The sequence below is a fragment of the Paraburkholderia acidisoli genome, assembly GCF_009789675.1.
In the GTDB taxonomy this organism is placed as follows: Bacteria; Pseudomonadota; Gammaproteobacteria; order Burkholderiales; family Burkholderiaceae; genus Paraburkholderia; species Paraburkholderia acidisoli.
On sequence record NZ_CP046913.1, the window covers coordinates 2,957,381 to 2,982,263 of the forward strand.

Genomic DNA, 24,883 nt, shown 5'->3' on the forward strand with positions numbered 1-24,883 from the left:
CCGAACCCGCAGAATCCGCAGACTCCGATATGGCACGCACCCGAGCGCCCGACCACGAAACCCAACGCGACCAGATCCTCGAACTCGCCGCCGCCAAATTCGCGCAAACCAGCTACCCCAGCACGTCGATGTCGGATCTCGCCGCCGCGAGCGGCACCTCGAAAGCGCGGCTCTATCACTATTACGAGAGCAAGGAAGCGATCCTGTTCGACCTGCTCGACCGCTACACCAAGCGGCTGATGCTGATCATCGCGGAGGTGGAAGGCGCGAGCCAGCGGCGCGGCCTGGACGAGCGCGAGAGCTTCGCGGAGCTGATCCGCGCATTCCTGATCGAGTACGAAACCTCGCACAGCCGCCACGTGGCGCTGCTCAACGACGTCAAATATCTCGTGGATGCCCAGCGCGAGATCGTGCTGAACCGCCAGCGCGACGTGGTGGCCGCGTTCACGCGCCAGCTCGCGCGCGCCTATCCCGGCCGCGTGACCACCGAGAACCAGACCGCCCTCACCATGATGGTGTTCGGCATGATCAACTGGACCTTCACGTGGCTGAAGCCCGGCGGCCGCATGGGTTATCGCGACTTCGCCGAGCAGGTGATCGCCGTGGTGGATCACGGTCTGCAGGGCGCGTAATTGCCGCGTGGATTGCCGCGTTTTTAGGGCCTGAATTGCTGCGCTGCGACATGATGTATCGAGGCAACACTTGACGCCTCAACTTACCCAACGCGAATAATCCATAAAAATCAAAGTGTTGGGTGCGCAAGAATAACTAATTAGGTGCAACACTCAAATCGCGAATCCGGGTTTTCCCTAGCTCATACCCAGGGTTTTCGCTAGAATGCATTTTTGCGGCGCATCATGCTGCACGCATTCCAAGGAGAACCCACCATGAACCCGATTTCGACCCAAGGCAGCGAGCCGATCGTGTCGCCCGTGCGTCCGCTCACATCCGGGCCGGTCATGGTGCGCGTTCTCACTTCGGCGGATCGCGAGCGTCTCGTCACGCACTTTCTGACGCTCGACGCCGACGACCGCCTGCTGCGCTTCGGCCAGGCCGCGCCCGATCACGTGATCGAAAACTACGTGCGCTCGATGGACTTCACGCGCGACACCGTGTTCGGCGTGTTCAACCATCAGCTGCAACTCGTGGGCGTGGGCCATCTCGCCTATCTGCCCGCCGACGGCAACGGCCGCACCGCGGAGTTCGGCGTTTCGGTGCTGGAAAGCGCGCGCGGCCAGGGCATCGGCTCGAAGCTGTTCGAACGCGCCGCCATCCGCAGCCGCAATACGCACGTCACGCAGCTCTACATGCACTGCCTCTCGCGCAACAGCACGATGATGCACATCGCCAAGAAGTCGGGCATGAAGATCGAATACGCGTATGGCGAAGCCGACGCGTACCTCTCGCTCGAACCGGCCGACCAGAGCAGCATCATCGCGGAAATGCTCCAGGAGCAGGCCGCCGTGTTCGACTACGCGCTCAAGCGTCAGGCGCGCAACGCCACGCGTCTGATCGAAACGATCCTGCCGCAAGCGGTCGCGGCCTGAATCCCGCGGTTTCCGGCGATATGAAAAAAGCGGCCTCGGCCGCTTTTTTTGCGTCTGCGCGCCCGGCTTTTGCCGCCGCGCGCCACCTCGTTTAGCGAATCGGCAGCGCCGTGGTTTCCTTGAACGTGTCGAGCGAGAAACTCGATTTCACGTCGATCACCGAGGGATGGTGCAGCAACTGGTCCTGCACGAAGCGCGAGAAGTGCGCCATGTCCTCGACCTGCACGCGCAGCAGAAAGTCCATGTCGCCCGTCATGGCGTGGCAACCCACCACTTCCGGCCAGGTTTGCACGGCCGCGCGGAACAGCTCCGCATGCGTGACGCCGTCGCGGCCCGAAGCCGTGGGCCCGCGCTTCTCCAGCCGCACGTTCACGTAGGCGAGCAGATCGAGGCCGAGTTTTTGCGCATCGAGCAGCGCCACGTAGCCGCGTATCACACCGCTTTCCTCCAGCCGGCGAATGCGCCGCAGGCACGGGCTCGGCGACAGATTCACGCGTTCGGCGATCTCCTGGTTCGAGAGCCGGCCATTCTCCTGAAGGATCGCCAGAATGCGCCGGTCGATCGCGTCCAATTCGATGTTCGCCATTTTCTGCCTTGGATCAAATTAACTGAGGCAGTTTATAGCGCCGATTGTCGCGGCGGCGATTTAGTTCGCAAGTTTTCGCCCGAAGCCGCGGACTACACTGGCTCGGATCGATCCTCACCGATACACCGAAAACCGGAGACGCACATGCAGGTCGCAACCTGGGACAATCCCGTCGGCACCGACGGCTTCGAATTCATCGAATACACCGCGCCGGACCCCAAGGCGCTCGGCAAGCTGTTCGAGCGCATGGGCTTCACGGCCGTCGCGCGCCATCGCCATAAAGACGTGACGCTGTACCGCCAGGGCGAGATCAACTTCATCGTCAACGGCGAGCCGGATTCGTTCGCGCAACGCTTCGCGCGCCAGCACGGCCCTTCGATCTGCGCCATCGCGTTTCGCGTGCAGGACGCCGCCAAGGCCTACCAGCGCGCGCTCGAACTCGGCGCGTGGGGCTTCGACAACAAGACCGGCCCGATGGAGCTGAACATTCCGGCCATCAAGGGCATTGGCGACTCGCTGATCTATTTCGTCGACCGCTGGCGCGGCAAGAACGGCGCGCAGCCGGGCAGCATTGGCGACATCGGCATCTACGACGTCGACTTCGTGCCGATCGAGGGCGCCGAGCCGAACCCCGTCGGCCACGGTCTCACCTACATCGATCACCTCACGCACAACGTCCACCGCGGCCGCATGGCCGAATGGGCCGAGTTCTACGAGCGCCTGTTCAACTTCCGCGAGATCCGCTACTTCGACATCGAAGGCAAGGTGACGGGCGTGAAGTCCAAGGCCATGACCTCGCCGTGCGGCAAGATCCGCATTCCGATCAACGAGGAAGGCGGCGAAACGGCGGGCCAGATCCAGGAATATCTGGACGCGTATCACGGCGAAGGCATCCAGCACATCGCGCTCGGCACCAACGACATCTACGGCACGGTGGACGGCCTGCGCGCGTCGCAAATCGCGCTGCTCGACACCATCGACACGTATTACGAGCTGGTGAACCGCCGCGTGCCGGGCCACACCGAGCCGCTCGACGAACTGAAGAAGCGCAAGATTTTGATCGACGGTCTGCCCGAAGACCTGCTGCTGCAGATATTCACCGAGAACCAGATCGGCCCGATCTTCTTCGAGATCATCCAGCGCAAGGGCAATCAGGGTTTCGGCGAAGGCAACTTCAAGGCGCTGTTCGAATCGATCGAACTCGACCAGATTCGCCGCGGCGTGGTGCAGGACAAGGCCTGACGTTTTTCCGGCGACACAAATGAAAAGGGCGAAGATCGCGCGATCTTCGCCCTTTTGTGCTTTTGAATCCGCCGCCGCACACCCGGCGACGGATTCGAATGAGTGGAATGCGGCGCGGATCAGCGCGGCATCGCGATGGATTCTGCTGGCGTTACTTCTGCTCCGCCTTGGCGGACGGCAGGACGTTCGTTTCCGCCTTGGCGCTCGTGCCGCTCACGTCGGTCAAGGACCGAACGCACGGCGTGACGGCATTCGCGCCGCTCGGCGTGCGGGCATTCGAATGCAGCGGCGCGCTCATGGCGAAGAAGGCGGCCGAGACCGTCAGGAAGGTCTGGATATGTCGATTATTCATGCTTGTACTCCTTTTTTCAGACTAGCCTGTTGCGGTAATGCCCCATTTATTTCGGGACATTGCGCGGATCCCACAGGTGAGGGAGACCGACAGCATATTCAAGAGCCGGTACTTGCCTGTGCAAGTTTTACACGTTGTTACGTTCGCGAGGCTTGCGACACATCCTTTCTTGCACAAAGACTTGCGCTTGTCACGATCGTTAGGGTGCCGGATCGCGCAGGCGTGAAAAATGCAACGAAATGCTGCGACGCGCCAGCCAGAACGCCACGAACGGCCGCCCACAGGCCGAAGCGGCGGGTTTTTCCGGGTGCTACTATCGAATAAAAGAAGCCAATATGGCGAGCCCGGTTGAAGCATCCACAAGATGCCGATGCCCAGAAGTTCTGGCGATCCCAAAACGGATTGGTTGGATGGAGGAAGACACATAATGAATGCCCCGCTCGACGCAGGTCAGCGCGCTTCGCTCGAAGCCGCACTCGCTTCCGTCACGCTCGACGACAAATACACCCTCGAACGCGGCCGCGCCTACATGAGCGGCATCCAGGCGCTGGTGCGTCTGCCGATGCTGCAACAGGAACGCGACAAGGCCGCCGGTCTGAATACCGCGGGGTTCATCTCCGGCTACCGGGGTTCGCCGCTCGGCGGCCTCGACCAGTCGCTCTGGAAAGCCAAAAAGCACCTCGCCGGTCACGGCATCGTGTTTCAGCCCGGTGTGAACGAAGATCTGGCCGCGACCGCCGTGTGGGGTTCGCAGCAGGTGAATCTGTACCCATCGGCGAAATACGACGGCGTGTTTTCGATGTGGTACGGCAAAGGCCCCGGCGTGGACCGTTGCGGCGACGTCTTCAAGCACGGCAACTCGGCCGGCTCGGCGCAACACGGCGGCGTGCTCGTGCTCGCCGGCGACGACCACGCGGCCAAGTCCTCCACGCTCGCGCATCAGTCCGAACACATCTTCAAGGCCTGCGGCCTGCCCGTGCTGTTCCCGTCCAACGTGCAGGAATATCTCGACTTCGGCCTGCATGGCTGGGCGATGAGCCGCTACTCGGGCCTCTGGGTCGCCATGAAGTGCGTGACCGACGTGGTCGAGTCGTCGGCGTCGGTGGAGATCGACCCGCACCGCACGCGCATCCTGCTGCCCGAAGATTTCGCCATGCCCGAAGGCGGCCTGAACATTCGCTGGCCCGACCCGCCGCTCGTGCAGGAAGCGCGTCTGCTCGACTACAAGTGGTATGCGGCGCTCGCCTACGTGCGCGCCAACAAGATCGACCGCATCGAGATCGATTCGCCGCACGCGCGCTTCGGCATCATGACGGGCGGCAAGGCGTATCTCGACGTGCGCCAGGCGCTCACCGACCTCGGTCTCGACGACGAAACCTGCTCGCGCATCGGCCTGCGCCTGTACAAGGTCGGCTGCGTGTGGCCGCTCGAGGCGCAAGGCGCGCACGCGTTCGCGCGCGGCCTGGAAGAAATTCTCGTGGTCGAGGAAAAGCGCCAGATTCTCGAATACGCGATCAAGGAAGAGCTGTATAACTGGCCCGACGCGCAGCGCCCGCGCGTGTACGGCAAGTTCGACGAAAAGGACGGCGCCGGCGGCGAATGGTCCGTGCCGATGGGCAACTGGCTGTTGCCCGCGCACTACGAGCTTTCGCCCGCGATCATCGCCAAGGCCATCGCCACGCGTCTCGACAAGTTCGAGATGCCGTCGGACGTGCGCGCGCGCATCGCGTCGCGCATCGCCGTGATCGAGGCCAAGGAGCGCGCGCTCGCCAAGCCGCGTGTGCAGGTCGAGCGCAAGCCGTGGTTCTGCTCGGGCTGCCCGCACAATACGTCGACGAACGTGCCCGAGGGCTCGCGCGCAATGGCGGGCATCGGCTGTCACTACATGACCGTGTGGATGGACCGCAGCACCAGCACCTTCAGCCAGATGGGCGGCGAAGGCGTGGCGTGGGTCGGTCAGGCGCCGTTCACCGAGGACAAGCACGTGTTCGCCAATCTCGGCGACGGCACCTACTTCCACTCGGGCTTGCTGGCCATTCGCGCGGCGATCGCGTCGAAGGCCAACATCACCTACAAGATTCTCTACAACGACGCCGTGGCGATGACGGGCGGCCAGCCCGTGGACGGCGTGCTGACGGTGCCGCAGATCACGCATCAGCTCGCGTCCGAAGGCGCGAAGAAGATCGTGATCGTCACCGACGAGCCGGAAAAGTACCAGGGCGAACCGGCTGCGAAACTCGCGCCCGGCGTGACGATTCATCATCGCGACCAGCTCGACGCGATGCAGCGCGAACTGCGCGAGGTCACCGGCACGACGATCCTGATCTACGACCAGACCTGCGCGACGGAAAAGCGCCGCCGCCGCAAACGCGGCGCGTATCCCGATCCGGCCAGGCGCGTGGTCATCAACGAGGCCGTGTGCGAAGGCTGCGGCGACTGCTCGGTGCAGTCGAACTGCCTCTCGGTCGAACCGCTCGAGACCGAATACGGCACGAAGCGCCAGATCAACCAGTCCACCTGCAACAAGGACTATTCGTGCGTGAAGGGCTTTTGCCCGAGCTTCGTGACGGTCGAAGGCGGCCAGTTGCGCAAGCCCAAGCCCAGCAGCGTGGCCGACGAAGCGATGCCCACGGTGCCCACGCCCGAGGTGCCCGCCATCGCGCGCCCGTACGGCGTGCTCGTCACGGGCGTGGGCGGCACGGGCGTGGTCACGATCGGCGCGCTGCTCGGCATGGCCGCGCACCTCGAAGCCAAGGGCGTGACCGTGCTCGACGTGACCGGCCTCGCGCAGAAAGGCGGCGCGGTGATGAGCCACGTGCAGATCGCCAACCGTCCCGACGACATCCACGCCACGCGCATCGCCATGGGCGAGGCAAGCCTCGTGATTGGCTGCGACGCGATCGTGACCGCCGGCGACGACTGCGTCTCGCGCATGCAGGCCGGCGTCACGCACGTGGTGCTCAACAGCGCGCCCACGCCCACGGCCGAGTTCATCAAGAATCCGCAGTGGCAATTTCCGGGTTCGAACACGGAAGCCGACGTGCGCGCGGCCGCGGGCACCGACCACGTGGCGACCGTCGATGCCAACCGCTACGCGCTCGCGCTGCTCGGCGACGCCATCTACACGAATCCGTTCGTGCTGGGCTACGCGTGGCAAAAAGGCTGGCTGCCGCTCACGCACGAGTCGCTCACGCGCGCGATCGAACTCAACGCCGTGCAGGTCGAGAAGAATCTCGCGGCGTTCGAATGGGGCCGTCGCGTCGCGCACGACCGCGCGGCTGTCGATCAGCTCGTGAAGAAGCCGTTGCCGCAGCAAAACGCAGACTCTGCGGGCGCGAAGATCGTCTCGCTGCACACGCCCAAGGCGCTCGACACGCTCATCGAAAAGCGCGCGCAGTATCTCGCCGCGTATCAGAACGCAGCGTATGCGCAACGTTATCGCGCGTTCGTCGAGACCGTGCGCGCGGCCGAGGCGAAGCTCGAACGCCCCGAAGGCCAGCAGGCGCTCACCGAAGCCGTGGCGAAAAATCTGCACAAGCTGATGGCGTACAAAGACGAGTACGAAGTCGCGCGCCTTTACGCCGATCCCGCGTTCGTCGAGAAGATCAAGGCGAGTTTCGAAGGCGACTGGAAGCTCAACTTCCATCTCGCGCCGCCCTCGTTCGCGAAGCACGACGACAAGGGCAAGCTCGTGAAGAAGCAATACGGCCCGCGCATGCTGGGCGCGATGCGCGTGCTCGCGAAGCTCAAGTTCCTGCGCGGCACGGCGCTCGATCCGTTTGGCCGCACCGAGGAACGCCGTCACGAACGCGCGCTCATCGGCGAATACGAAGCGTTGATGCGCGAAGTGATCGGCGGCCTGAGCGACGCGAACCTGGCGCTCGCGCTCGAACTCGCGAATCTGCCCGACGCCATTCGCGGCTACGGTCACGTGAAGGAGAACAACCTCAAGGCCACGCGCGCGAAATGGGCCACGCTGCTCGCGAAGTGGCGCTCGCCGGAGAACGGTGCGGCGCGCCATGCGGCGTGAGGATTTGAGGCAACGCTGAAGCCGTAAAAACAAAGGGCGCGCCGTGGTGAACGGCGCGCCCTTTTCTTTCGGTGAAAGCCGCTCGCTTACTTCGCGTTCGCGCTCTTCGCCACCGCTGCGTTGGCGGCCGCCACGGCCGTCATGTTGATGATGCGTCGCACCGTGGCCGCCGGCGTGAGGATGTGCACCGGCTTCGATGCGCCCAGCAGGAACGGGCCGACCGTCACGCCTTCGCCGCCGATCATCTTCAGCAGGTTGTAGGCGATGTTGGCCGCTTCCACGTTCGGCATGATGAGCAGGTTCGCTTCACCCGAAAGCGTCGTGCCCGGGAACGACTGCTTGCGGATCAGCTCGGAAAGCGCGGCGTCGCCGTGCATTTCGCCGTCCACTTCCAGTTGCGGCGCGCGTTGCGCGATCAGCTCGCGCGCGGCCTGCATGCGCTGCGACGTCGACGACCGCACGCTGCCGAAGTTCGACGACGAAAGCAGCGCGACCTTCGGCACGATGCCGAACTTCTCGATCTCGCGCGCGGCGAGAATCGTCATGTCGGCGAGTTGCTCGGCGCTCGGCACTTCGTTCACATACGTATCGCAGATGAACAGATTGCGGCCCGGCAGCATCAGCAGGTTCATCGCCGCGAAGTTTTCGGCATGACTCGCCCGGCCGATCACCTGCTCGATGTGCTTCAGGTGCGCGTCGAAGCTGTTCACGAGACCACAGATCATGCCGTCCGCGTCGCCGAGGTGCACGAGAATCGCGCCGATCAGCGTGTTGAACTTGCGCATCGCGGCCTTCGCCACGTCTGGCGTCACGCCGTGGCGCGCGCCGAGTTCGTGATACGCCTGCCAGCACTTCTGGTAACGCGGATCGTCTTCGGGATCGACGATCTCGAAGTCGGTGCCGGGGCGCAGCTTCGAGCCCATTTTCTGCAAGCGCATTTCCACCACGGAAGGACGGCCGATGATGATCGGACGCGCGATCTTCTCGTTCAGCACGAATTGCGCGGCGCGCAGCACGCGTTCGTCTTCGCCCTCGGCGAACACGATGCGCGCCGGGCTCGACTTCGCGGCGGCGAACACGGGGCGCATGACCATGCCCGTGCGATAGACCGTCGCGCCGAGTTCCTCGCGGTACGCGTCCATGTCCTGGATCGGGCGCGTGGCCACGCCCGAATCCATCGCGGCTTGCGCCACGGCCGGCGCGATCTTGATGATGAGGCGCGGGTCGAACGGCTTCGGGATCAGGTATTCCGGGCCGAATTCGAGCGAGTGGCCTTCATATGCCTTCGCGACTTCGTCGCCCTGATCGGTTTCTTCCGCGAGTTCGGCGATCGCGCGCACGCACGCGAGCTTCATCTCTTCCGTGATGGTGGTCGCGCCCACGTCGAGCGCGCCGCGGAAGATGAACGGGAAGCACAGCACGTTGTTCACCTGGTTCGGATAGTCCGAACGGCCCGTGGCGATGATCGCGTCCGGGCGCACCTTCTTCGCGTCTTCCGGGCGGATTTCCGGCTCCGGGTTAGCGAGCGCGAGAATCAGCGGCTTCGTGCCCATGTCGACGACCATCTCGGGCTTGAGCACGCCCGCGCTCGAACAGCCGAGGAACACGTCCGCGCCCTTGATGGCGTCGCCGAGCGTGCGCGCCGCCGTGTTCGCCGCGTAACGCTCCTTCGACGGATCGAGATTGCCGCGGCCTTCGTAGATCACGCCCTTCGAGTCCGTGACCAGCACGTTGTCTTTCTTCAGACCGAGGTTCACGAGCAGGTCGAGGCAGGCAATGGCCGCCGCGCCCGCGCCCGAACACACGAGCTTCACTTCGTCGAGCTTCTTGCCGACCACTTTCAGGCCGTTGAGAATCGCCGCCGAAGCGATGATGGCGGTGCCGTGCTGGTCGTCGTGGAAGACGGGAATCTTCATGCGCTCGCGCAGCTTCTTCTCGATGTAGAAGCACTCGGGCGCCTTGATGTCTTCGAGGTTGATGCCGCCGAGCGTGGGCTCGAGCATGGCGATCGCATCGACGAGCTTGTCCGGATCGGTTTCGTCGAGTTCGATGTCGAACACGTCGATGCCCGCGAACTTCTTGAAGAGGCAGCCCTTGCCTTCCATGACCGGCTTGGCCGCGAGCGGGCCGATGTTGCCGAGACCGAGCACCGCGGTGCCGTTCGTCACGACGCCCACGAGGTTCGCGCGCGAGGTGTACTTCTGCGCGTCGAGCGGTTCGTCGTAGATCGCCATACACGCGGCGGCCACGCCCGGCGAATACGCGAGCGACAAATCGAGCTGGTTCGACAGCGGCTTGGTCGGCGTGACCGAAATCTTGCCGGGCTTCGGATTCTGGTGATAAGCGAGCGCGCTTTGCTTCAGTTGTTCATCCATTTTCGGGCCTGCCAGGGCGTGAGAGACGTGAAAGAAAGAGAATCTGTTTTATGTAGTCGAGCCGACGGTTCCCGTGGCGTGCGCAGCGATCGGCGGCGGGTCCGGCTCACGCGATGAAGCCCGCGCATGAGCGACGCGAGTGCGACAGCGGCACGACGGCAAGGCAATCGAAGCCGGTCATCGGCGTGTCACGGCCGATCCAGAACGGGCGCAGCCGATCTGACGGGGCGATCAGTGTACACCGCGTATTTGACGCGTCGACCTGGTTCAAAGACGGATAGCCGGCATTTGCGGCGGCGATGATGCGGCGCGTCAGCGCGCGTGAAAACCTGCGAGGAATCGTGAAGGGCGCGCGTTGCGCGAAGAACGGCGCCGTTGCGTCACGCAGTCGTGCGCGGTGTACGCGCTGCCTCGAAAGCGTCACGCGGCGATGCTGCGGAGCAGCGTGACAGCGCATATCGAGATAGATGCGGCGATGCGTCGCGGTACGCGGGTGCGAACGCTGCGCGAAGGCCGCTCGAAGCGCGTGCAACGCCCGCCGCGAGATCTCGCGCGGCGTATCGATCAGTCGAGCGCGGCGCCGCGCCGTTCGGGAATCAGCAGGAGCGTGGCGAGAATGTCGAGCACGTAGATCGAGGCGAGCATGCCCAGCGCCGCCGTGAACGAATAGCGCGCGGCGAGCGCGCCCACGGCGAGCGGCCCGAAACCGCCCACGGCGCGGCCAATGTTGAACAGCACGTTCTGCGCGGTGGCGCGCGCGGCCGTGGGGTACAGCTCGGAGATGAGCGCGCCGTAGCCGCCGATCATGCCGTTCACGAACACGCCCATGGCCGCGCCGCCGATCAGCAGCGCGAACGGCGTCGAGAGTTGCGCGTAGACGAACACCATCACCACGGCGCCCGCCTGGTAGAACAGAAACGCGGGACGGCGCCCGAAGCGGTCGGCCGCCACGCCGAACAGCCAGATGCCGAGCGCCATGCCCGCCACGGTGGCGGCGGTCCACAAGCCGGACTTCGTCAGCGAATAGCCGAACGACTTCGAGAGATACGCGGGCAGCCAGATCATCAGCCCGTAATAGCCGAAGTTCTGCACCGAGCACAGCACGGCCACGCCGAAACTCGCGCGCGTGGTGCGCGCATCGGCGACCAGCATGCGCAGCGCGCGCGGCTGCTCGTGGCGCGCCGTCTGCGCCACGCGCTCGCGATGCGCGACGAACAACGCGGGCTCCTCCACACGGCGGCGCACGACGAACGACACCACCGCCGGCAGCAAGCCGATCGCGAACATGCCGCGCCAGCCGATCACCGGCAGCAGCGCGGGCGTGAGCAACGCGGCCGCCAGCACGCCGAGCTGCCAGCCGAGCCCGACATACGACGACGCCCGCGCACGCAGCCGCGCGGGCCACGCCTCGGCCACGAGCGCCATGCCAATACCGAACTCGCCGCCGAGCCCGATGCCCGCGATCGTCCGGTACACCAGCAAATCGGCGTAACCGCGCGCGAGCGCGCACAGGCCCGTGAACACGGCGAACAGCAGGATCGTCCACGTGAGCACGCGCACGCGGCCGTAGCGGTCGCTGAGCAAACCGAACACGATGCCGCCGACCACGGCGCCCACCAGCGTCCACGTGACGAGGCCGCCCGCCTGCGCGCCCGACAGATGGAGGTCGGCGCTGATCGCGGGCAGCATGAAGCCGAGCATCAGCAGGTCGAAGCCGTCCATCGCGTAACCGAGCACCGAAGCGACGAGCGCGCGCAAGGCGTGGCCGCGCGAGGTATCGGCGGAAGCGGGCGTGGGAACGGCGGTCATGGCGAAGCGGTCCTGAAAAGCGAGTAAAGCGCGAGATGCGGAAAGAAAGCGCACCGATGCACGATGATGCGCGAAAATCACGTTGGAGCGGGCAATGTGGGCGCGACTCCAAGGCCGCCCGCCGCGCCGCGAATGGGCCGCTCGCACTCAGCGGCGGCATCGACCGGAACGAAGCGAGTCGAAACGAAACCAGACCAAACGAGACGAACCGACGACGCGAACGGGCGTGAGTGTAAAGGCGGCCGCGGACCGTCACAACCGCGAAAACAAATGCGCGTCGTCACGCCCGATGCTGCGATCGCGCCCCGGATTTCGCCCCGCTGCCCGTCTTCGGCCCCGGGACATGGCACGTCGGCCGACTCGTCGGCGCTCGTCAAGTCGGGTAAAATACCGGCCTACGCGCGCAAGAGAAGCCGTCCGGACCGAGCGAATCGTTCTGACCGAAAAGGTCGGAAGATCGGCGCCTCCGGGCCGCGCACCGCGGATTCGCCGGGGCCAGCCCCCGGGCCGCCGTGCCAGCGCCACCGGGCCTCGCGCCCACCCTCCTCCCGCTCATATCCAAGGATTCGCCCATGACAGGCAACGATCGCCAGACGATCTCGGACACGACCGCCAAGATGCTGCTCGAAGTGCAAGCCGTGCACTTCAACGCCGAAAAGCCGTTCATCTTCACTTCCGGCTGGGCGAGCCCGGTCTACATCGACTGCCGCAAGCTGATCTCGTATCCGCGCGTGCGCCGCGGCCTGATGGAAATGGCCGAAGCCACCATCCTGCGCGACGTCGGCTACGAACAGATCGACGCCGTTGCCGGCGGCGAAACCGCGGGCATCCCGTTCGCCGCATGGCTGTCGGACCGCCTGATGGTGCCGATGCAGTACGTGCGCAAGAAGCCGAAGGGTTTCGGCCGCAACGCGCAGATCGAAGGTCTGCTCACGGAAGGCCAGCGCGTGCTGCTCGTCGAAGACCTGACCACGGACAGCCGCAGCAAGATCAACTTCATCAACGCGCTGCGTACGGCCGGCGCGCAGGTGAACCACTGCTTCGTGCTGTTCCACTACAACATCTTCAAGGAAAGCGTTTCGGTCCTGAAGGACATCGACGTCGACCTGCACGCGCTCGCCACGTGGTGGGACGTGCTGCGCGTCGCCAAGGAATCGGGCTATTTCGAAACGAAAACGCTCGACGAAGTCGAGAAGTTCCTGCACGCACCGGCCGAATGGTCGGCGGCGCACGGCGGCGCGACTTCGGCACCGCAGTAAGACTGCCGCGTCGCCCTCGCGCGACGCACCAGCAAAAAGGCCATCTGCTTTCGAGGCAGATGGCCTTTTTTCTTTGGCGCCGCGCAATTGAACCGCGAATGGTCACTTCACACCGAATTCGCGACCGGAATCACAGCAAACGTCAACAGGCGGCTTCGCTCGATGCGCGCTCAATGCGGCGCGGGTTCCGTCTCGCCGCCGCCCTCGGGCGCATGCGAGGAAAGATTGAGCAAACCGTTGCTCTGCGCGTACTGAAATAGCTCGGAGTCACGATCGAGTCCGAGCTTGCGCATTGCCGTATTTTTTTGCGTACTTATTGTCTTAATACTGCGATTCAATTTTTCAGATATCTCTTTAATTGTCATCCCCGAAACAAAAAGTCGAACGACTTCCAGCTCGCGTTTCGAGAGAATCACTTCGTCGGTTTTGCCGCCGCTATTAATGCGCAATTGATCGAGCGCGACTTTCACCTGCGGGCTCATGTACTCGATGTTGCGGCTCACGTGCTGCACCGCGAGCCCGATATGGCTCAGGTCGTCGGACTTGTGCACGACGGCGATCACGCCGAGTTCGCCGAGACGCTTGAGCAGCGCGGCATTCTCCAGCATGGTCAGCACGACGATGGGAATGTGCGAAAAATTGCGCCGCAGATAACCGATGAGCGGCAAGCCGTCGCCGTACTGGCCGCCCGGCATGGCGAGGTCCGTCACGAGCACGTCGCACGGCATGGTTTGCAGCGCTTTTACGAGTTCGGTCGATTGGCGCGCACGGCCAACTACCTGGATTCCGGGGAAGTTGAGCAGTGCGTGTTCAGCACCAAACAAGATCACCGGATGATCGTCGGCGACTACGACCCTGATTGGCTGCTGCATCACCCCTCCGCATTTAGGCAAAACCGATTGCCTCGTTCCCGCGCGTGCTTTCGCTATAACTTCACAACTTGATTGATTGCTTCTTTCACGCGCAATGACTCCAAACATTTCGTCTGGAGAACACTCGACTATAGCCGAATTCGCAGCTTCGCTTGAGCGCGCTCAGGCAAATCCCCTGTCGTTCATACCGCTATATTGAATCAAATTCGATCCGAAGGACAAATCAAAATCGCCCTTCAGGGATTTGTGGCCTTAATTTCACAATTCTTTAGGAGAAATCGCTAATGCGGACTCCCAAATTTTCAGACTCAATGAGTTTTTGGCTTGCATTTACGCATTTTCTGCTTGCGGCGATGCTGGGCTCCACGATGAATTTCGCCTGTGCAGGCGAAATTTTCACGTTGATGAGCAACGATTTTGCCGAGGGCGGCAAGATCGGCACGCAGCAGGTCTTCAACTCGGCGGGCTGCAATGGCGCGAACCGGTCGCCCGCGCTGTCGTGGCGCAACGCCCCCGCGGGCACGCGCAGCTTCGCCATTACCGTTTTCGATCGCGACGCCCCGGGCCGCGGCTGGTGGCACTGGGCCGCGGCGAATCTGCCCGCGCGCGTGACGAGCGTGCCTGAAAACGCCAGCGCGTCCGGCGCGCTAAGCAAGTTGGGCAGCGTGGAAGCGCGCAACGATTTCGGCGTCGATGGCTATGGCGGCCCGTGCCCGCCGCCCGGCAAACCGCATCGCTACGTGATCACCGTGCATGCGCTGCGCGTGGACGCCTTGCCGCTCGCGCAAGGCCGCCCCGCCGCGCTGTTCGATCACGAGATCGAAGACGCCGAACTCGGGCGCGCGCAGCTCACCGTCAACTATGGCCGATGACAGGCGCGGCGGCCGCCGCTCGGACCGCGAACGCGATGGCACGCGGGCCGACCTGTGACGAACAGCCGGGGAAGGAGCGACCGAGCGCTCGGGTGCGAGCGCCTGCGCGACGTCCGGCTGCGCAGTGTGATTAGATGACGCGTCGCGCTGCGCGACGCTCGCTGCCAACGTTCGCGTCCCTTCCCCCTTCAGCCACGGAGTGTTTCATGTCCCGAATCGTCATTGCGTATCACAGCGGCTACGGCCACACGAAGAAACTCGCGGAAAGCGTGCTCGAAGGCCTGCAAGGCGCGGGCGCCGACGCGAAGCTGATCGCCGTTGCCGAGATCGACGATGCGGGCTGGGCCGAACTCGACGCCGCCGACGCCATCGTGTTCGGTGCGCCGACCTACATGGGCGGGCCGTCCGCGCCGTTCAAGGCGTTCGCCGACGCCAGTTCGAAGGCGTGGTTCACGCAAAAGTGGAAGGACAAGATCGCGGCCGGCTTCACGAACTCCGCCACCATGAACGGCGACAAATTCTCGACCATCCAGTATTTCGTCACGCTGGCCATGCAGCACGGCATGGTCTGGACCGGCACCGGCATGATGCCCGCCAACACCAAGGCCGCCACGCGCAACGACGTCAACTTCGTGGGCGGCTTCACGGGCCTGCTCGCGCAATCGCCCGCCGACGCCACGCCCGAGGAAGGCCCGCTGCCCGGCGACCACGAAACGGCGCGCGCGTTTGGCGTGCGCGTGGCGGCCGTGACCTCGCGCTGGCTCGCGGGCCGCGCTTCGAACGTCTGAGGCGTTCGAAACGCGGCCGCGCGGCGCCGGCATGAACGGGACGCCGCGCGGAACGCGTGCGGAACCATCGCGCGGCGCGTCTTGTCCTTACGGGTAAGCCCCGATTTTTTCCCGATACGTTCACACGCGTGCACGCATGAAGTCTTAAAATACCGTTCCCGCGCCGCCCTGGGTGACGGGCGGCTTGTCCGCCCGCCTGGCGCGCCTGCGTTGCAACCCCAAATCACCGCGTTCAGAGAGATTGAGATGAGCACGAAAGTTTTTGTCGACGGACAGGAAGGCACGACCGGCCTGAAGATTTTCGAATACCTGTCGCCGCGCACCGACGTCGAGATCCTGCGGATCGACGACGCGAAGCGCAAAGACGTCGAGGAACGCCGCCGCCTCATCAACGCCTCGGACGTCACGTTCCTGTGCCTGCCCGACGTCGCTTCGCGTGAATCGGCTTCGCTCGTCGACAACGACCGCACGGTGCTGATCGACGCGAGCACGGCGTTCCGTACGGACCCGAGCTGGGCCTACGGCCTGCCCGAACTGACCAGGGCGCAGCGCGACAAGGTGCGCCAGTCGAAGCGCATTGCCGTGCCGGGCTGCCACGCTTCGGCGTTCGTGCTGGCCATGCGCCCGCTGGTCGAAGCCGGTCTGGTGGCGCCGGAGTTCGCCGCGCACAGCTATTCGCTCACGGGCTACAGCGGCGGCGGCAAGAAAATGATCGCCGAGTACGAAGCCGGCGGCAACGCGAAGCTGATGAGCCCGCGCCCCTACGCGCTCGGCCTCACGCACAAGCATCTGCCGGAAATGGCGTTCCATGGCGCGCTGAAGAACGCGCCGATCTTCACGCCGATCGTCGGCCCGTTCTACAAGGGTCTCGCGGTCACGACCTATTTCTCGCCGAAGCAACTCACGCGCGGCGCGAAGCCGCAAGACGTGCAGGCGCTGTTCGCCGAGTACTACGCCGGTGAGGCGTTCGTGCGCGTGGCGCCCTTCAACGCCGACGACAACCTCGACGCCGGCATGTTCGACGTGCAGGCCAACAACGACACGAACCGCGTGGATCTGTTCGTGTTCGGCAACGACGAGCAGTTCGTCACGGTCGCGCGCCTCGACAACCTCGGCAAGGGCGCCTCGGGCGCGGCGATCCAGTGTATGAACCTCGCGATCGGCGCGGCGGAAGACACGGGTCTCGCAGGCTGAATGACGCGCGTTCGCGCGTGAACGCTGAAAAGCAAAAAGCCGGCTCTCGAAGCCGGCTTTTTTTATGCGCGCCCAGAAAATGCTCGATGAAAAAGCGCTGGACGAAAAAAAGCCCGCCGTGTTTGGCGGGCTGAATCCATATCAGAGGAGACATGGAGGAGACAGGAACCAGTATAGCGACTAGCGTGATGCGACGCAACATGTAAAGTAGGGTGCGCCCTAAATGTCGTATCAGCACAACACGGTCGTCACAGTCCTGTCATCGAGAGAATCAGCGTGAGCTGGTCGAGCCCGACGGGGCGCACGAGATGCACGTCGAAGCCTGCCGCGAGCGCCGCGTCGCGGTGGCGCGATTCGCCCCAGCCCGAAATGGCGATGAGCATGGGCACGTGCGGCGCGGCGGGTATCGCGCCCTGCGCAGAACCCGGCCGCGACGCCGCGAGCAGCGGCCGCGCCAGTGCCTCGGGATCGTCGGCGGCGAGCGAAAGCGCCACGATCGCCACGGCGGGCGCCTCGCGTGCGGCGGCCGCCACAGCTTCGTCGAGCGTGCGCGCGAGCGTCACCTCGTAGCCGAGATCGGTCAGCAGGGTGTCCAGGCCGGTGAGCGACGTCTCGTCGTTATCGGCGATCAGGATGCGCGTGGCCACTTTCCCTCTCCCGCGCCGGGCGCTGCCTTCGCTGCCATGTCATCGAGGCCTCATCGACGCAACCGCCGCCGGTGCCGGGAATCGGCGCCGTCAGGCCGTTGCGATGCGCCCCATTTTCCATAGCCGCAATCCCACGATTTGTGCGTCAGCGCGCGGTCATCGACACTTTCGCGGGAGAAAGATCAAAAAACGCGCGATTTCCCTCGCGCAAGCCATTCGGTCGGCTAGCAGTAGCCAACCGGTAGCCGGCCGAACTCAACCTTGCCGCCCGGCGCGCCGCGCCGCCACCTTGCCGAGCACCGCGAAATCGCGTTCGCCGTCGCCGTTCGCCACGGCTTCGAGCAGGCTGTCGCGCAACACGCTTGCAACCGGCAGCGGCGTCGACACCGCGTCGGCGGCCGCGAGCGCGAGCCGCACGTCCTTCAGGCCGAGCCGCGCCTTGAACAGCGCGGGCTCGTAACGGCCTTCGGCGATCATGCCGCCGTAACCCGCATACACCGGACCAGGAAACGGGCCGCCCGTCACCACGTCGAGGAAATCGCGCATCGCCACGCCGTAGCCGCCCAACAGCGCGGCCGCCTCGCCGAGCGATTCCACCGCCGAGGCCAGCATGAAATTCGCGGCCAGCTTCATCACGTTCGCGTGCTGCGGCTCGGCGCCCACGCGCCATGTTTTCTGGCCAATCACGTCGAAGAGCGGCTGCACGCGGTCGATCGCCTCGCTCGCGCCCGCGGCCATGATCGTGAGCTTCGCGGCCTGCGCCGCGTCCGGGCGGCCGAGCACCGGCGCGGCCACGTACTGGATGCCGTGCGCCGCGTGCTCCTGAGCGAGCGTTTGCGCGAGAGCGACCGAGATGGTCGCCATGTTCACGTGCACGAGGCCGCGCGGCGCGCGTTCGAGCAGCGCGGCGTCGATGACCTCGCGCAACGCGGCGTCGTCGGCGAGCATCGAAATCGCCGCGTCGCCGCTGAACGCCTCGGCCGGCGTCGCGACCACGCGCGCGCCCTGCCGCGCGAGCGCCTGCGCCTTGGCCGCCGTGCGATTCCACACGCGCACCGTATGTCCCGCCTCGAGCAGATTGCCCACGATCGCGGCGCCCATTTCACCGAGACCGATAAAACCGATATCCATCGCCATCGTCGTGCTCCTTTCGTTCTTTCGCTTTCGTCAGCCCGTTCGCGGCAGCTTGCGCCTGGCTTCGCGCCTGGCTCTGGGCCATCGACGGGAAACGAGCAGTACAGCACAACGCGGGCGAGCGCGCCGGAGCGCGGGCAAGCGCGGCGCGGCCGAAGGCCACAGCGAGCGCTGGGCGACGAAGCGCGCGGACCGAATCGCGCAACGCCCGCGCGAAACGAACCGGTGCCCCGATCGCGCGATCCCGCGCGCGCGGGCAAACACGCCTCGGCAGCCATGGCCGCGCGGTGCCATACTGCTTCGATGGTCACCGCCACCTTCCGCTTCTACGAGGAGCTGAACGATTTCCTTGCGCGACCGCTGCGACGGCGCGCGTTCTCCCACGCCTGCGCGCACGACGCCACGGCGAAGCACATGATCGAGGCGCTCGGCGTGCCGCACACCGAGGTCGAGCTGATCCTCGTGAACGGCGAATCGGTGGGCTTCGATCATCCGCTTGCCGACGGCGACCGCGTGGCCGTGTATCCGAAGTTCGAAGCGCTCGACATCCGCCCGCTGCTGCGCGTGCGCGACGCGCCGCTGCGCGAGCCGCGCTTTATCGCCGACGCGCATCTCGGCGGCCTCGCGCAACTGCTGCGGCTCGCGGGTTTCGACACGCTCTACGACAACCATTTCGCCGACGACGCCATCGAAACGCTCGCGGGCGCCGAGCAGCGCATCGTGCTCTCGCGCGACCGCGAACTGCTCAAGCGCCGCGGCATCACGCACGGCTGCTACGTGCGCGCGCTCAAGCCGCCCGCGCAGGCGCGCGAGATTTTCGAGCGCCTCGATCTCGCCGCGAGCGCGCGGCCGTTCCGGCTGTGTCTGCTGTGCAACGCGCCGCTACGCCGTGTCGACCGCGACGCCGTGCGCGAGCGCGTTCCCGAGGGCGTTTTCGCGCGCCAGACGCGCTTCGTGACCTGCGACGTGTGTCGCCGCGTTTTCTGGGAAGGCACGCACTGGCAGCGCATGCGCACGCTCGTCGACGGCTTGACGCACGAGGCGGCCGCCGCCGCGCGAGCGGGCGACATGCCAGACGATGGGCAGAACGACACGCCGAAGCCAACGCCGAACGCATCGGCGCAAAAAACCACCGACGACCATGCCGGCGGCGACGAGGACGCGAACGCGCGCGCCTGAACCCGCCCCACGCCGCCATGGACGCACGCGGGCGAGCGCGTACAATGCGCGCCACCGCATTCCACCGGAGCACGACAGATGGCCATGAAGAAAACCGACCTTGAGAAGAACAAGGCGCTCAAATTGATGCAGGCGACCCACAAGGCCGGCCCCGACCGCTTCGGCAAGAGCTCGGCGGCGGCGCCCGCGCTCGATCGCCGCGAGCAACGCAAGCTGGACCAGGCGCAAGGCCTCGTGCCGTTCGCCTGCAAGCTCAACGCCGAACTCGTCGAGAAGCTGAAGGCGCGCGCCGAAGGCCACGAAGGCGGCGTCAACGCGCTGGTCGGCGAACTGCTCGAAACGGCGCTGGCGAAGGCGTCTTAAGCGGCGTCGGAATCGGCGTCGGAATCGGCGTCACCCCGGGCGGGACGGCAATCGTCAGATCAATTCCGGCACGCCAACCCACCCCGTCGGCGGACGAAAAAAAAGCCAGAGCAAAGCTCTGGCTTTTTTCATGGCGAAGGAACGCTTAGTTCTGCGCGCCCTTGTCCGACGTGCCGGCGGCCGAGGCGCTGTCCGAAACGGCAGCGCGCTTGCCGTGATGCTTGAGCTTCTTGTGCGTCTTCTTGGCCTTTGCCGGAGCGCTGGCAGCCGGAGCCGTTGCAGCGGCGCCCGATGCGTCCTGAGCGAAAGCCTGAACCGAAATAAGTGCGACGGATGCGGCGATGAGCGAGGCGATAATCTTCTTCATCTGTTGTTCCCCAAACCTGACAAATTGACGGCACGTTGTGAATTAGAACAGCGCAAGCCGCGAAACGATCCGTTGGCCGATCTGACGGCGTTTCGCGCGATGCAGTATTACGCAGCGTAGGGCATTTGTCATCCGTAAATCCCCGCGAACGCGCCGGTTGTATTTTCCGGACGACACCCGCCTTTCAATTGGGATACGATCGATGTTTGCGCGGCGTTTTTCACGCTTTTTTCGCGCGTCATGGGGCGCAAATCGGGCTTTGCCGCGTCGCGATCAGTACGATCGATTCGTATGATCGATTCGCGGGCTCACCTGGACTTCCGCTGCCCAGGTTCGAGTCGCCTGTTCGTCCCACGCCGCGCATTGCCGCTCGCATTCGCCCGCACCCGCCCTCCGCACCACCGAGTTTTCGCCTTGAAATCCGCCACCCGCCGCCATGTGCGCGCCAATCTGCTGATGCTCGTCGCCGCCCTGATCTGGGGGTCGGCGTTCGTCGCCCAACGCCTGAGCCTCGACGCCATTGGCCCGTTCCTTTTCACCGGCATCCGCTTTCTGCTGGGCGCGGCCGTCGTGCTCACGTTCGTGGGACTGCGCCGCCGCGCCAATCGCGCAAACCTGGCCGCCGCGCCGCTCTTCGACGCCGCAGTGATGCGCTCGGGCGCGGTGCTCGGCCTCGTGCTCGCGGTCGCCATCTCGCTGCAGCAGATCGGCCTCGGCTACACGAAAATTGCCAATGCGGGCTTCATCAGCTCGCTTTATGTCGTGATCGTGCCGATTTTCGGCGTGTTCCTGCGCCATCGCACGGGCGCGGGCACGTGGATCGGCGCGGCGCTCGCGGCCGTCGGGCTCTATTTCCTCAGCATCAGCGAGCATTTTTCGGTGATGGACGGCGACTGGTATCAACTCGGCTGCGCCATCGTGATTTCCGTGCAGGTGATGCTCGTGAGCCACTACGCGCCGCGGCACGACCCGCTCGCGCTTTCCATCGTGCAGTTCGTCGCGTGCGGCGCGGTGTGTCTCGCGATCGGCCTCGCGTGCGAACCGCTGCGTCTCGCCGATGTCGTGCGCGCCGCGCCCACGATCCTGTATGGCGGCGCGCTCTCTGTCGGCGTGGCCTACACGCTGCAGGTGGTCGCGCAGCGCGACGCCGCGCCCGCGCACGCCGCCGTGATCTTCAGCATGGAAGGCGTGTTCGCGGCCATCGCGGGTTGGGCGGCGCTCGGCGAAACGCTCACGGCGCGCGCGCTCGGCGGCTGCGCGCTGATGCTCGGCGGTTTGCTCGCGTGTCAATTGCTGCCCGCGTGGCAGGCGCGCGCGCGGGCACGGCAAGCCGCGACCCACCCGGCCGAAACGGTTTAGCGGAGGCGGACGCGAGCGCCGCGGATTGCGCGATGCGATTCGTCGTGGGCGCCGCCTGATGCGTGCGGTTTCTCGCGCGCCTACCCCACCGATCCCGTTTCAAAAACTTCGAAAAACGTCGCCTGCGAGCGGCGTTTTTTTTCGCGCTGGCCACGGGCTGTGGACAAGATGCGCGCGCAACGAATTCGGCCGAGTTATCCACGTCATCCTCTGGACAAACTGGGGACGACCTGGCGAACGAACTGTGGATGAGTTCTTGATAACTTCACTTCGCGGGCAAACGGTCGAAAAGTTATCCCCGAAGCGCAAAACGCGTACAGCGCTTGTCCGCATGGCTGTCCTTTTCGCATCGATTTGAACCGGCACGCAATTTCTGGGTTGTCCACATCTCATCCCAGGGCTTGTTAACAACTACTACCTATAAATATAAATACTCATATAACTATGAGAAGAAGTACGTCGCTCGCTGCGCTCGCGTGCTGCGCTTGCGCGCAGTGAAATGAGAAACGCGCCGGTCGCGAAGCGTCGACGTGAAAAACTACATGCGCGCGATGCGATCGACGAAGCGCGGCACACCGAGCAACGCGCGTCGCGCGATCGAGCGGCGAATATCGTGACGCGTGCCCGAGAACGCGACCGTCTCGCTTTCGCAATACACGCGGTCGCCGTGGCGGCAGGCCCACGCGAAGCAGTGCGCCACGACGGCGCGCGGATCGTCGTGATCGAGCGATAACGTGCCCATGCTGGCGAACGCAACGGTCGCCGCGTTGGCGGGATGCAGCGCAGGCGGCCCGAGCGCGCCTTGCGCGGCTTCGCGCGCGACGGCCTCGCTCAGCGCACCTTCGCGGTCGAGCGTCGGCGCCTGGACGCCCGGAAGCGTCCTGATGGCGGCTTCCGGGTAAGCGATGTAGCCCAGCGCGAGACAACGCGGCGCGCCGCGCTGTTCGGCCAGCATCGCGGCGATCGCGCCCGCCGTGCAGGTTTCCACGCTCGCGAGCACGAGCGAACGCGAGATCAGATACCCGACGATCTGCTTCGAAACGTTCATCGTTGATTCATTTCGGGAGAGGGAAGCGACGAGTGTCGCATGGGGGCGTTTTGCCCGATCCGCGTCTGGCGCGCCTGGGTATCGCCACTTCATGGGCGCGACATCGCCATGAAAAGGCGTGCCTCCTTTCGGAGGCACGCCTTTGCGGGAACGCCGGAACACCAGTGCCGATCCGCGGCCGCGCTTTTACGACGACGCGTGCGCCACTAACCGTGCGCGACTAGCCGTCCGCCACTAACCGTGCGTCACTAGCCGTGCGCGACTAGCCGTGCGCCATCATCTTCGCGATCGCCGGTTCGAGCTGCCGCAGCCCCACCGTCGCCGGTTCGGCCTCGACCACGCCGAAGCATTCGGTACGGCGCGGCGCCGGATCGACGAGAAAATTCCGCGCGTGCTGGCCGTAACGCGACGGCGGCAACAGCCGCTCGGGCGGAATGACCTCGAAGGCCGTGCCCACCGCGATGAAAATATCGTCGTCGCTCATGTCGCGCTGGATGCGCCAGAGCGTTTCGTACTCGGGCGCGGCCTCGTTGAAAAACACCACGCCGGGTTTTACGCCATCGACCTGACCGCATGCCGGACACGCGGCTTGCGGATCGAGGCCGGGGCCCGAGGCGGGAAAGCGGTAGTCGCAGTCGGTGCAGAGCAGCGAAATCATGTCGCCGTGCAGATGCGTGACCTGACGCGCGCCGGCCTGCTCGAGCATGGCGTCGATATTCTGCGTGACGAGATGCACGCGCTCCGTGCCCCACGTGTTCTGCCATTGCGCGAGCAGGCGATGCGCGTCGTTGGGGCGCGCGCCGCCGCACTCGGCAATGCGCTGGTTGTAGAAGCGGAACACCGCGGGCCGGTTGCGGCGCCACGTGAGGTAGTTGCAGACCTCGTCGATGCTCGCGTGCGACCAGATGCCGTCGCCGGTGCGAAACGTCGAGATGCCGCTTTCCGCCGAAAGCCCCGCGCCGGAAAACACGAAGAGACGCGGCAGCCGTTTGCTGGCCGTGGAGGGCGTGGGTTGCTGCGCGGCGGGTTGCCCCGCTGGTTGCCCGGTTTGCGATTGAGTCACGTGCGTCTCCTGAATGCGTTGGCCGCCATTATGGCGCGCGCGGCGGCGTTCGCGGCTGCGGCGCCGGGCAACCCGCACATGGCAAGCGTGCGTGACAGCGCGCCCGGCGCGCTGAGAGGCCGCTGGTGCGTTTGCGCCGATACTCTCGAGGCCAGGGGCGCGGGATATCGCCACGAGCGCGTCCGGCGGCCTGTATACCGCCGCGTGCTGCGTACGTTAGCGCACGGTCAGGGTGGCAACCCGGCGCGACAGTGCGGATGGCTGCTTTGCTCGCCGCCCAGATTGCGGCTTCTTCGCCACGCTTCCACGCTCCCGGAGGTTGCCATGCGCGTTTCGCTTGCGCTCCTGCTCCCGCTTCTCGCCATCGTCCTGACCGCGTCGGCCGCCGCACGCGCCGACGACGCCCCGCCGCCCAAACCCACGCGCGAGCAGTTGCTGAGCGCCCTGCCCGGCAAGCGCCTGTCCTACGTCTCGCACTCGGGACGCACGGTCCAGTGGGTCAGCAACGCCGACGGCACGGCCATGCTCAACATCTCGCCCGCGCTCGGCAGCAAGCACGCGAGCGGCGCGAGCGCGCCGGGGCGCTGGTCCGTCAACGAGCACGGCAAGTACTGCATGGACGAAGACTGGCCCACGGACCATGGCGGTCCGAATCACTGGTGCCGCAACGTCACGTTCGACGGCGACGGCGCGCCCGTGCTCGAAACGCGCGAGTGATTCGCGGCCACGGATTCGCGGCCATAAAAAAAGCGCCGGACTCGCATCCGGCGCTTTTGTTCTTGCGTGAGGCGGCGTTC

23 protein-coding genes are annotated in these 24,883 nt (G+C 65.2%); 12 read left to right on the top strand and 11 right to left on the bottom strand.

The window, feature by feature from the left end; genetic code table 11:
* Nucleotides 1–29 precede the first annotated feature (29 nt).
* Both FAZ98_RS13120 and FAZ98_RS13125 read left to right on the top strand, forming a co-directional pair.
* The gene (locus tag FAZ98_RS13120; RefSeq protein ID WP_158951594.1) at nucleotides 30–632 is read left to right on the top strand and encodes a TetR/AcrR family transcriptional regulator; all 603 of its coding nucleotides are present in this window, start codon (nucleotides 30–32) and stop codon (nucleotides 630–632) included.
* A gap of 255 nt (nucleotides 633–887) precedes the next feature.
* A complete protein-coding gene (locus FAZ98_RS13125) occupies nucleotides 888–1,547 on the top strand; it encodes a GNAT family N-acetyltransferase (RefSeq protein WP_158951595.1) in 660 nt (219 codons plus the stop codon).
* A gap of 91 nt (nucleotides 1,548–1,638) precedes the next feature.
* Here the strand turns inward: FAZ98_RS13125 and FAZ98_RS13130 are convergent, their stop codons facing one another.
* Entirely contained in the window at nucleotides 1,639–2,133 is a 495-nt protein-coding gene (locus FAZ98_RS13130) for an Lrp/AsnC family transcriptional regulator (RefSeq protein WP_158951596.1), read from the bottom strand.
* Between the two features lie 144 nt (nucleotides 2,134–2,277).
* Between FAZ98_RS13130 and hppD the strand changes: the two genes are divergently transcribed.
* Entirely contained in the window at nucleotides 2,278–3,375 is a 1,098-nt protein-coding gene (hppD, locus tag FAZ98_RS13135) for a 4-hydroxyphenylpyruvate dioxygenase (RefSeq protein WP_158951597.1), read from the top strand.
* A 151-nt stretch (nucleotides 3,376–3,526) separates the two neighbouring features.
* Here hppD and FAZ98_RS13140 read toward each other — a convergent pair whose 3' ends face one another.
* Nucleotides 3,527–3,727, bottom strand: coding sequence for a hypothetical protein (locus FAZ98_RS13140; RefSeq protein ID WP_158951598.1), 201 nt, complete (start codon nucleotides 3,725–3,727; stop codon nucleotides 3,527–3,529).
* 427 nt (nucleotides 3,728–4,154) lie between these two features.
* Between FAZ98_RS13140 and FAZ98_RS13145 the strand changes: the two genes are divergently transcribed.
* The gene (locus FAZ98_RS13145; RefSeq protein ID WP_158951599.1) at nucleotides 4,155–7,757 is read left to right on the top strand and encodes an indolepyruvate ferredoxin oxidoreductase family protein; all 3,603 of its coding nucleotides are present in this window, start codon (nucleotides 4,155–4,157) and stop codon (nucleotides 7,755–7,757) included.
* 86 nt (nucleotides 7,758–7,843) lie between these two features.
* On the opposite strand, the gene FAZ98_RS13150 is transcribed toward FAZ98_RS13145, so the two are convergent.
* The 3 genes from FAZ98_RS13150 to FAZ98_RS13160 form a co-directional block, all read right to left on the bottom strand.
* A complete protein-coding gene (locus FAZ98_RS13150) occupies nucleotides 7,844–10,132 on the bottom strand; it encodes an NADP-dependent malic enzyme (RefSeq protein WP_158951600.1) in 2,289 nt (762 codons plus the stop codon).
* 106 nt (nucleotides 10,133–10,238) lie between these two features.
* Nucleotides 10,239–10,664 (bottom strand): hypothetical protein, encoded by a 426-nt coding sequence (locus FAZ98_RS13155; RefSeq protein ID WP_158951601.1) that lies wholly within the window; start codon nucleotides 10,662–10,664, stop codon nucleotides 10,239–10,241.
* Nucleotides 10,665–10,696: 32 nt separating this feature from the next.
* Nucleotides 10,697–11,941 carry an MFS transporter gene (locus FAZ98_RS13160; RefSeq protein ID WP_158951602.1) on the bottom strand — a complete coding sequence of 415 codons (1,245 nt, stop codon included), beginning with the start codon at nucleotides 11,939–11,941 and terminating at the stop codon, nucleotides 10,697–10,699.
* A 572-nt stretch (nucleotides 11,942–12,513) separates the two neighbouring features.
* Here FAZ98_RS13160 and FAZ98_RS13165 point away from each other — a divergent pair.
* Nucleotides 12,514–13,200 carry an orotate phosphoribosyltransferase gene (locus tag FAZ98_RS13165; RefSeq protein ID WP_158951603.1) on the top strand — a complete coding sequence of 229 codons (687 nt, stop codon included), beginning with the start codon at nucleotides 12,514–12,516 and terminating at the stop codon, nucleotides 13,198–13,200.
* 170 nt (nucleotides 13,201–13,370) lie between these two features.
* Here FAZ98_RS13165 and FAZ98_RS13170 read toward each other — a convergent pair whose 3' ends face one another.
* Nucleotides 13,371–14,072, bottom strand: coding sequence for a response regulator (locus FAZ98_RS13170; protein WP_158951980.1), 702 nt, complete (start codon nucleotides 14,070–14,072; stop codon nucleotides 13,371–13,373).
* 284 nt (nucleotides 14,073–14,356) lie between these two features.
* Here FAZ98_RS13170 and FAZ98_RS13175 point away from each other — a divergent pair, with 284 nt between their 5' ends.
* The 3 genes from FAZ98_RS13175 to argC all read left to right on the top strand — a co-directional run bounded on the left by FAZ98_RS13175 (nucleotide 14,357) and on the right by argC (nucleotide 16,926).
* Nucleotides 14,357–14,944, top strand: a complete 588-nt coding sequence (locus tag FAZ98_RS13175; RefSeq protein WP_158951604.1) for a YbhB/YbcL family Raf kinase inhibitor-like protein — start codon at nucleotides 14,357–14,359, stop codon at nucleotides 14,942–14,944.
* 206 nt (nucleotides 14,945–15,150) lie between these two features.
* Nucleotides 15,151–15,732: a flavodoxin family protein gene (locus tag FAZ98_RS13180; protein ID WP_158951605.1), complete on the top strand. Its 582-nt coding sequence runs from the start codon at nucleotides 15,151–15,153 to the stop codon at nucleotides 15,730–15,732.
* A 246-nt stretch (nucleotides 15,733–15,978) separates the two neighbouring features.
* Nucleotides 15,979–16,926, top strand: a complete 948-nt coding sequence (gene argC, locus FAZ98_RS13185) for an N-acetyl-gamma-glutamyl-phosphate reductase (protein WP_158951606.1) — start codon at nucleotides 15,979–15,981, stop codon at nucleotides 16,924–16,926.
* Between the two features lie 248 nt (nucleotides 16,927–17,174).
* On the opposite strand, the gene FAZ98_RS13190 is transcribed toward argC, so the two are convergent.
* The gene (locus tag FAZ98_RS13190; protein ID WP_158951607.1) at nucleotides 17,175–17,573 is read right to left on the bottom strand and encodes a response regulator; all 399 of its coding nucleotides are present in this window, start codon (nucleotides 17,571–17,573) and stop codon (nucleotides 17,175–17,177) included.
* A 255-nt stretch (nucleotides 17,574–17,828) separates the two neighbouring features.
* Nucleotides 17,829–18,704, bottom strand: a complete 876-nt coding sequence (locus FAZ98_RS13195) for an NAD(P)-dependent oxidoreductase (RefSeq protein ID WP_158951981.1) — start codon at nucleotides 18,702–18,704, stop codon at nucleotides 17,829–17,831.
* Nucleotides 18,705–19,010: 306 nt separating this feature from the next.
* Here FAZ98_RS13195 and FAZ98_RS13200 point away from each other — a divergent pair, with 306 nt between their 5' ends.
* Both FAZ98_RS13200 and FAZ98_RS13205 read left to right on the top strand, forming a co-directional pair.
* Nucleotides 19,011–19,886 (top strand): Mut7-C RNAse domain-containing protein, encoded by an 876-nt coding sequence (locus FAZ98_RS13200; RefSeq protein ID WP_158951608.1) that lies wholly within the window; start codon nucleotides 19,011–19,013, stop codon nucleotides 19,884–19,886.
* A 78-nt stretch (nucleotides 19,887–19,964) separates the two neighbouring features.
* Nucleotides 19,965–20,249, top strand: coding sequence for a hypothetical protein (locus FAZ98_RS13205; RefSeq protein WP_158951609.1), 285 nt, complete (start codon nucleotides 19,965–19,967; stop codon nucleotides 20,247–20,249).
* Nucleotides 20,250–20,394: 145 nt separating this feature from the next.
* Here the strand turns inward: FAZ98_RS13205 and FAZ98_RS13210 are convergent, their stop codons facing one another.
* The gene (locus tag FAZ98_RS13210) at nucleotides 20,395–20,616 is read right to left on the bottom strand and encodes a hypothetical protein (RefSeq protein WP_158951610.1); all 222 of its coding nucleotides are present in this window, start codon (nucleotides 20,614–20,616) and stop codon (nucleotides 20,395–20,397) included.
* Between the two features lie 414 nt (nucleotides 20,617–21,030).
* On the opposite strand from FAZ98_RS13210, the gene FAZ98_RS13215 reads away from it, so the two are divergent.
* Complete coding sequence (locus FAZ98_RS13215; protein ID WP_158951611.1) at nucleotides 21,031–21,975, top strand: DMT family transporter; 945 nt, start codon at nucleotides 21,031–21,033, stop codon at nucleotides 21,973–21,975.
* Nucleotides 21,976–22,513: 538 nt separating this feature from the next.
* Here the strand turns inward: FAZ98_RS13215 and FAZ98_RS13220 are convergent.
* Together FAZ98_RS13220 and FAZ98_RS13225 are read right to left on the bottom strand one after the other, a co-directional pair.
* Complete coding sequence (locus FAZ98_RS13220; protein WP_158951612.1) at nucleotides 22,514–23,023, bottom strand: CinA family protein; 510 nt, start codon at nucleotides 23,021–23,023, stop codon at nucleotides 22,514–22,516.
* Between the two features lie 262 nt (nucleotides 23,024–23,285).
* Nucleotides 23,286–24,086, bottom strand: coding sequence for an SIR2 family NAD-dependent protein deacylase (locus tag FAZ98_RS13225; protein ID WP_233272616.1), 801 nt, complete (start codon nucleotides 24,084–24,086; stop codon nucleotides 23,286–23,288).
* 324 nt (nucleotides 24,087–24,410) lie between these two features.
* Here FAZ98_RS13225 and FAZ98_RS13230 point away from each other — a divergent pair, with 324 nt between their 5' ends.
* On the top strand, nucleotides 24,411–24,803 hold the full coding sequence (locus FAZ98_RS13230) for a DUF995 domain-containing protein (protein WP_158951613.1): 393 nt from the start codon (nucleotides 24,411–24,413) through the stop codon (nucleotides 24,801–24,803).
* The last annotated feature ends 80 nt before the right edge of the window (nucleotides 24,804–24,883 follow it).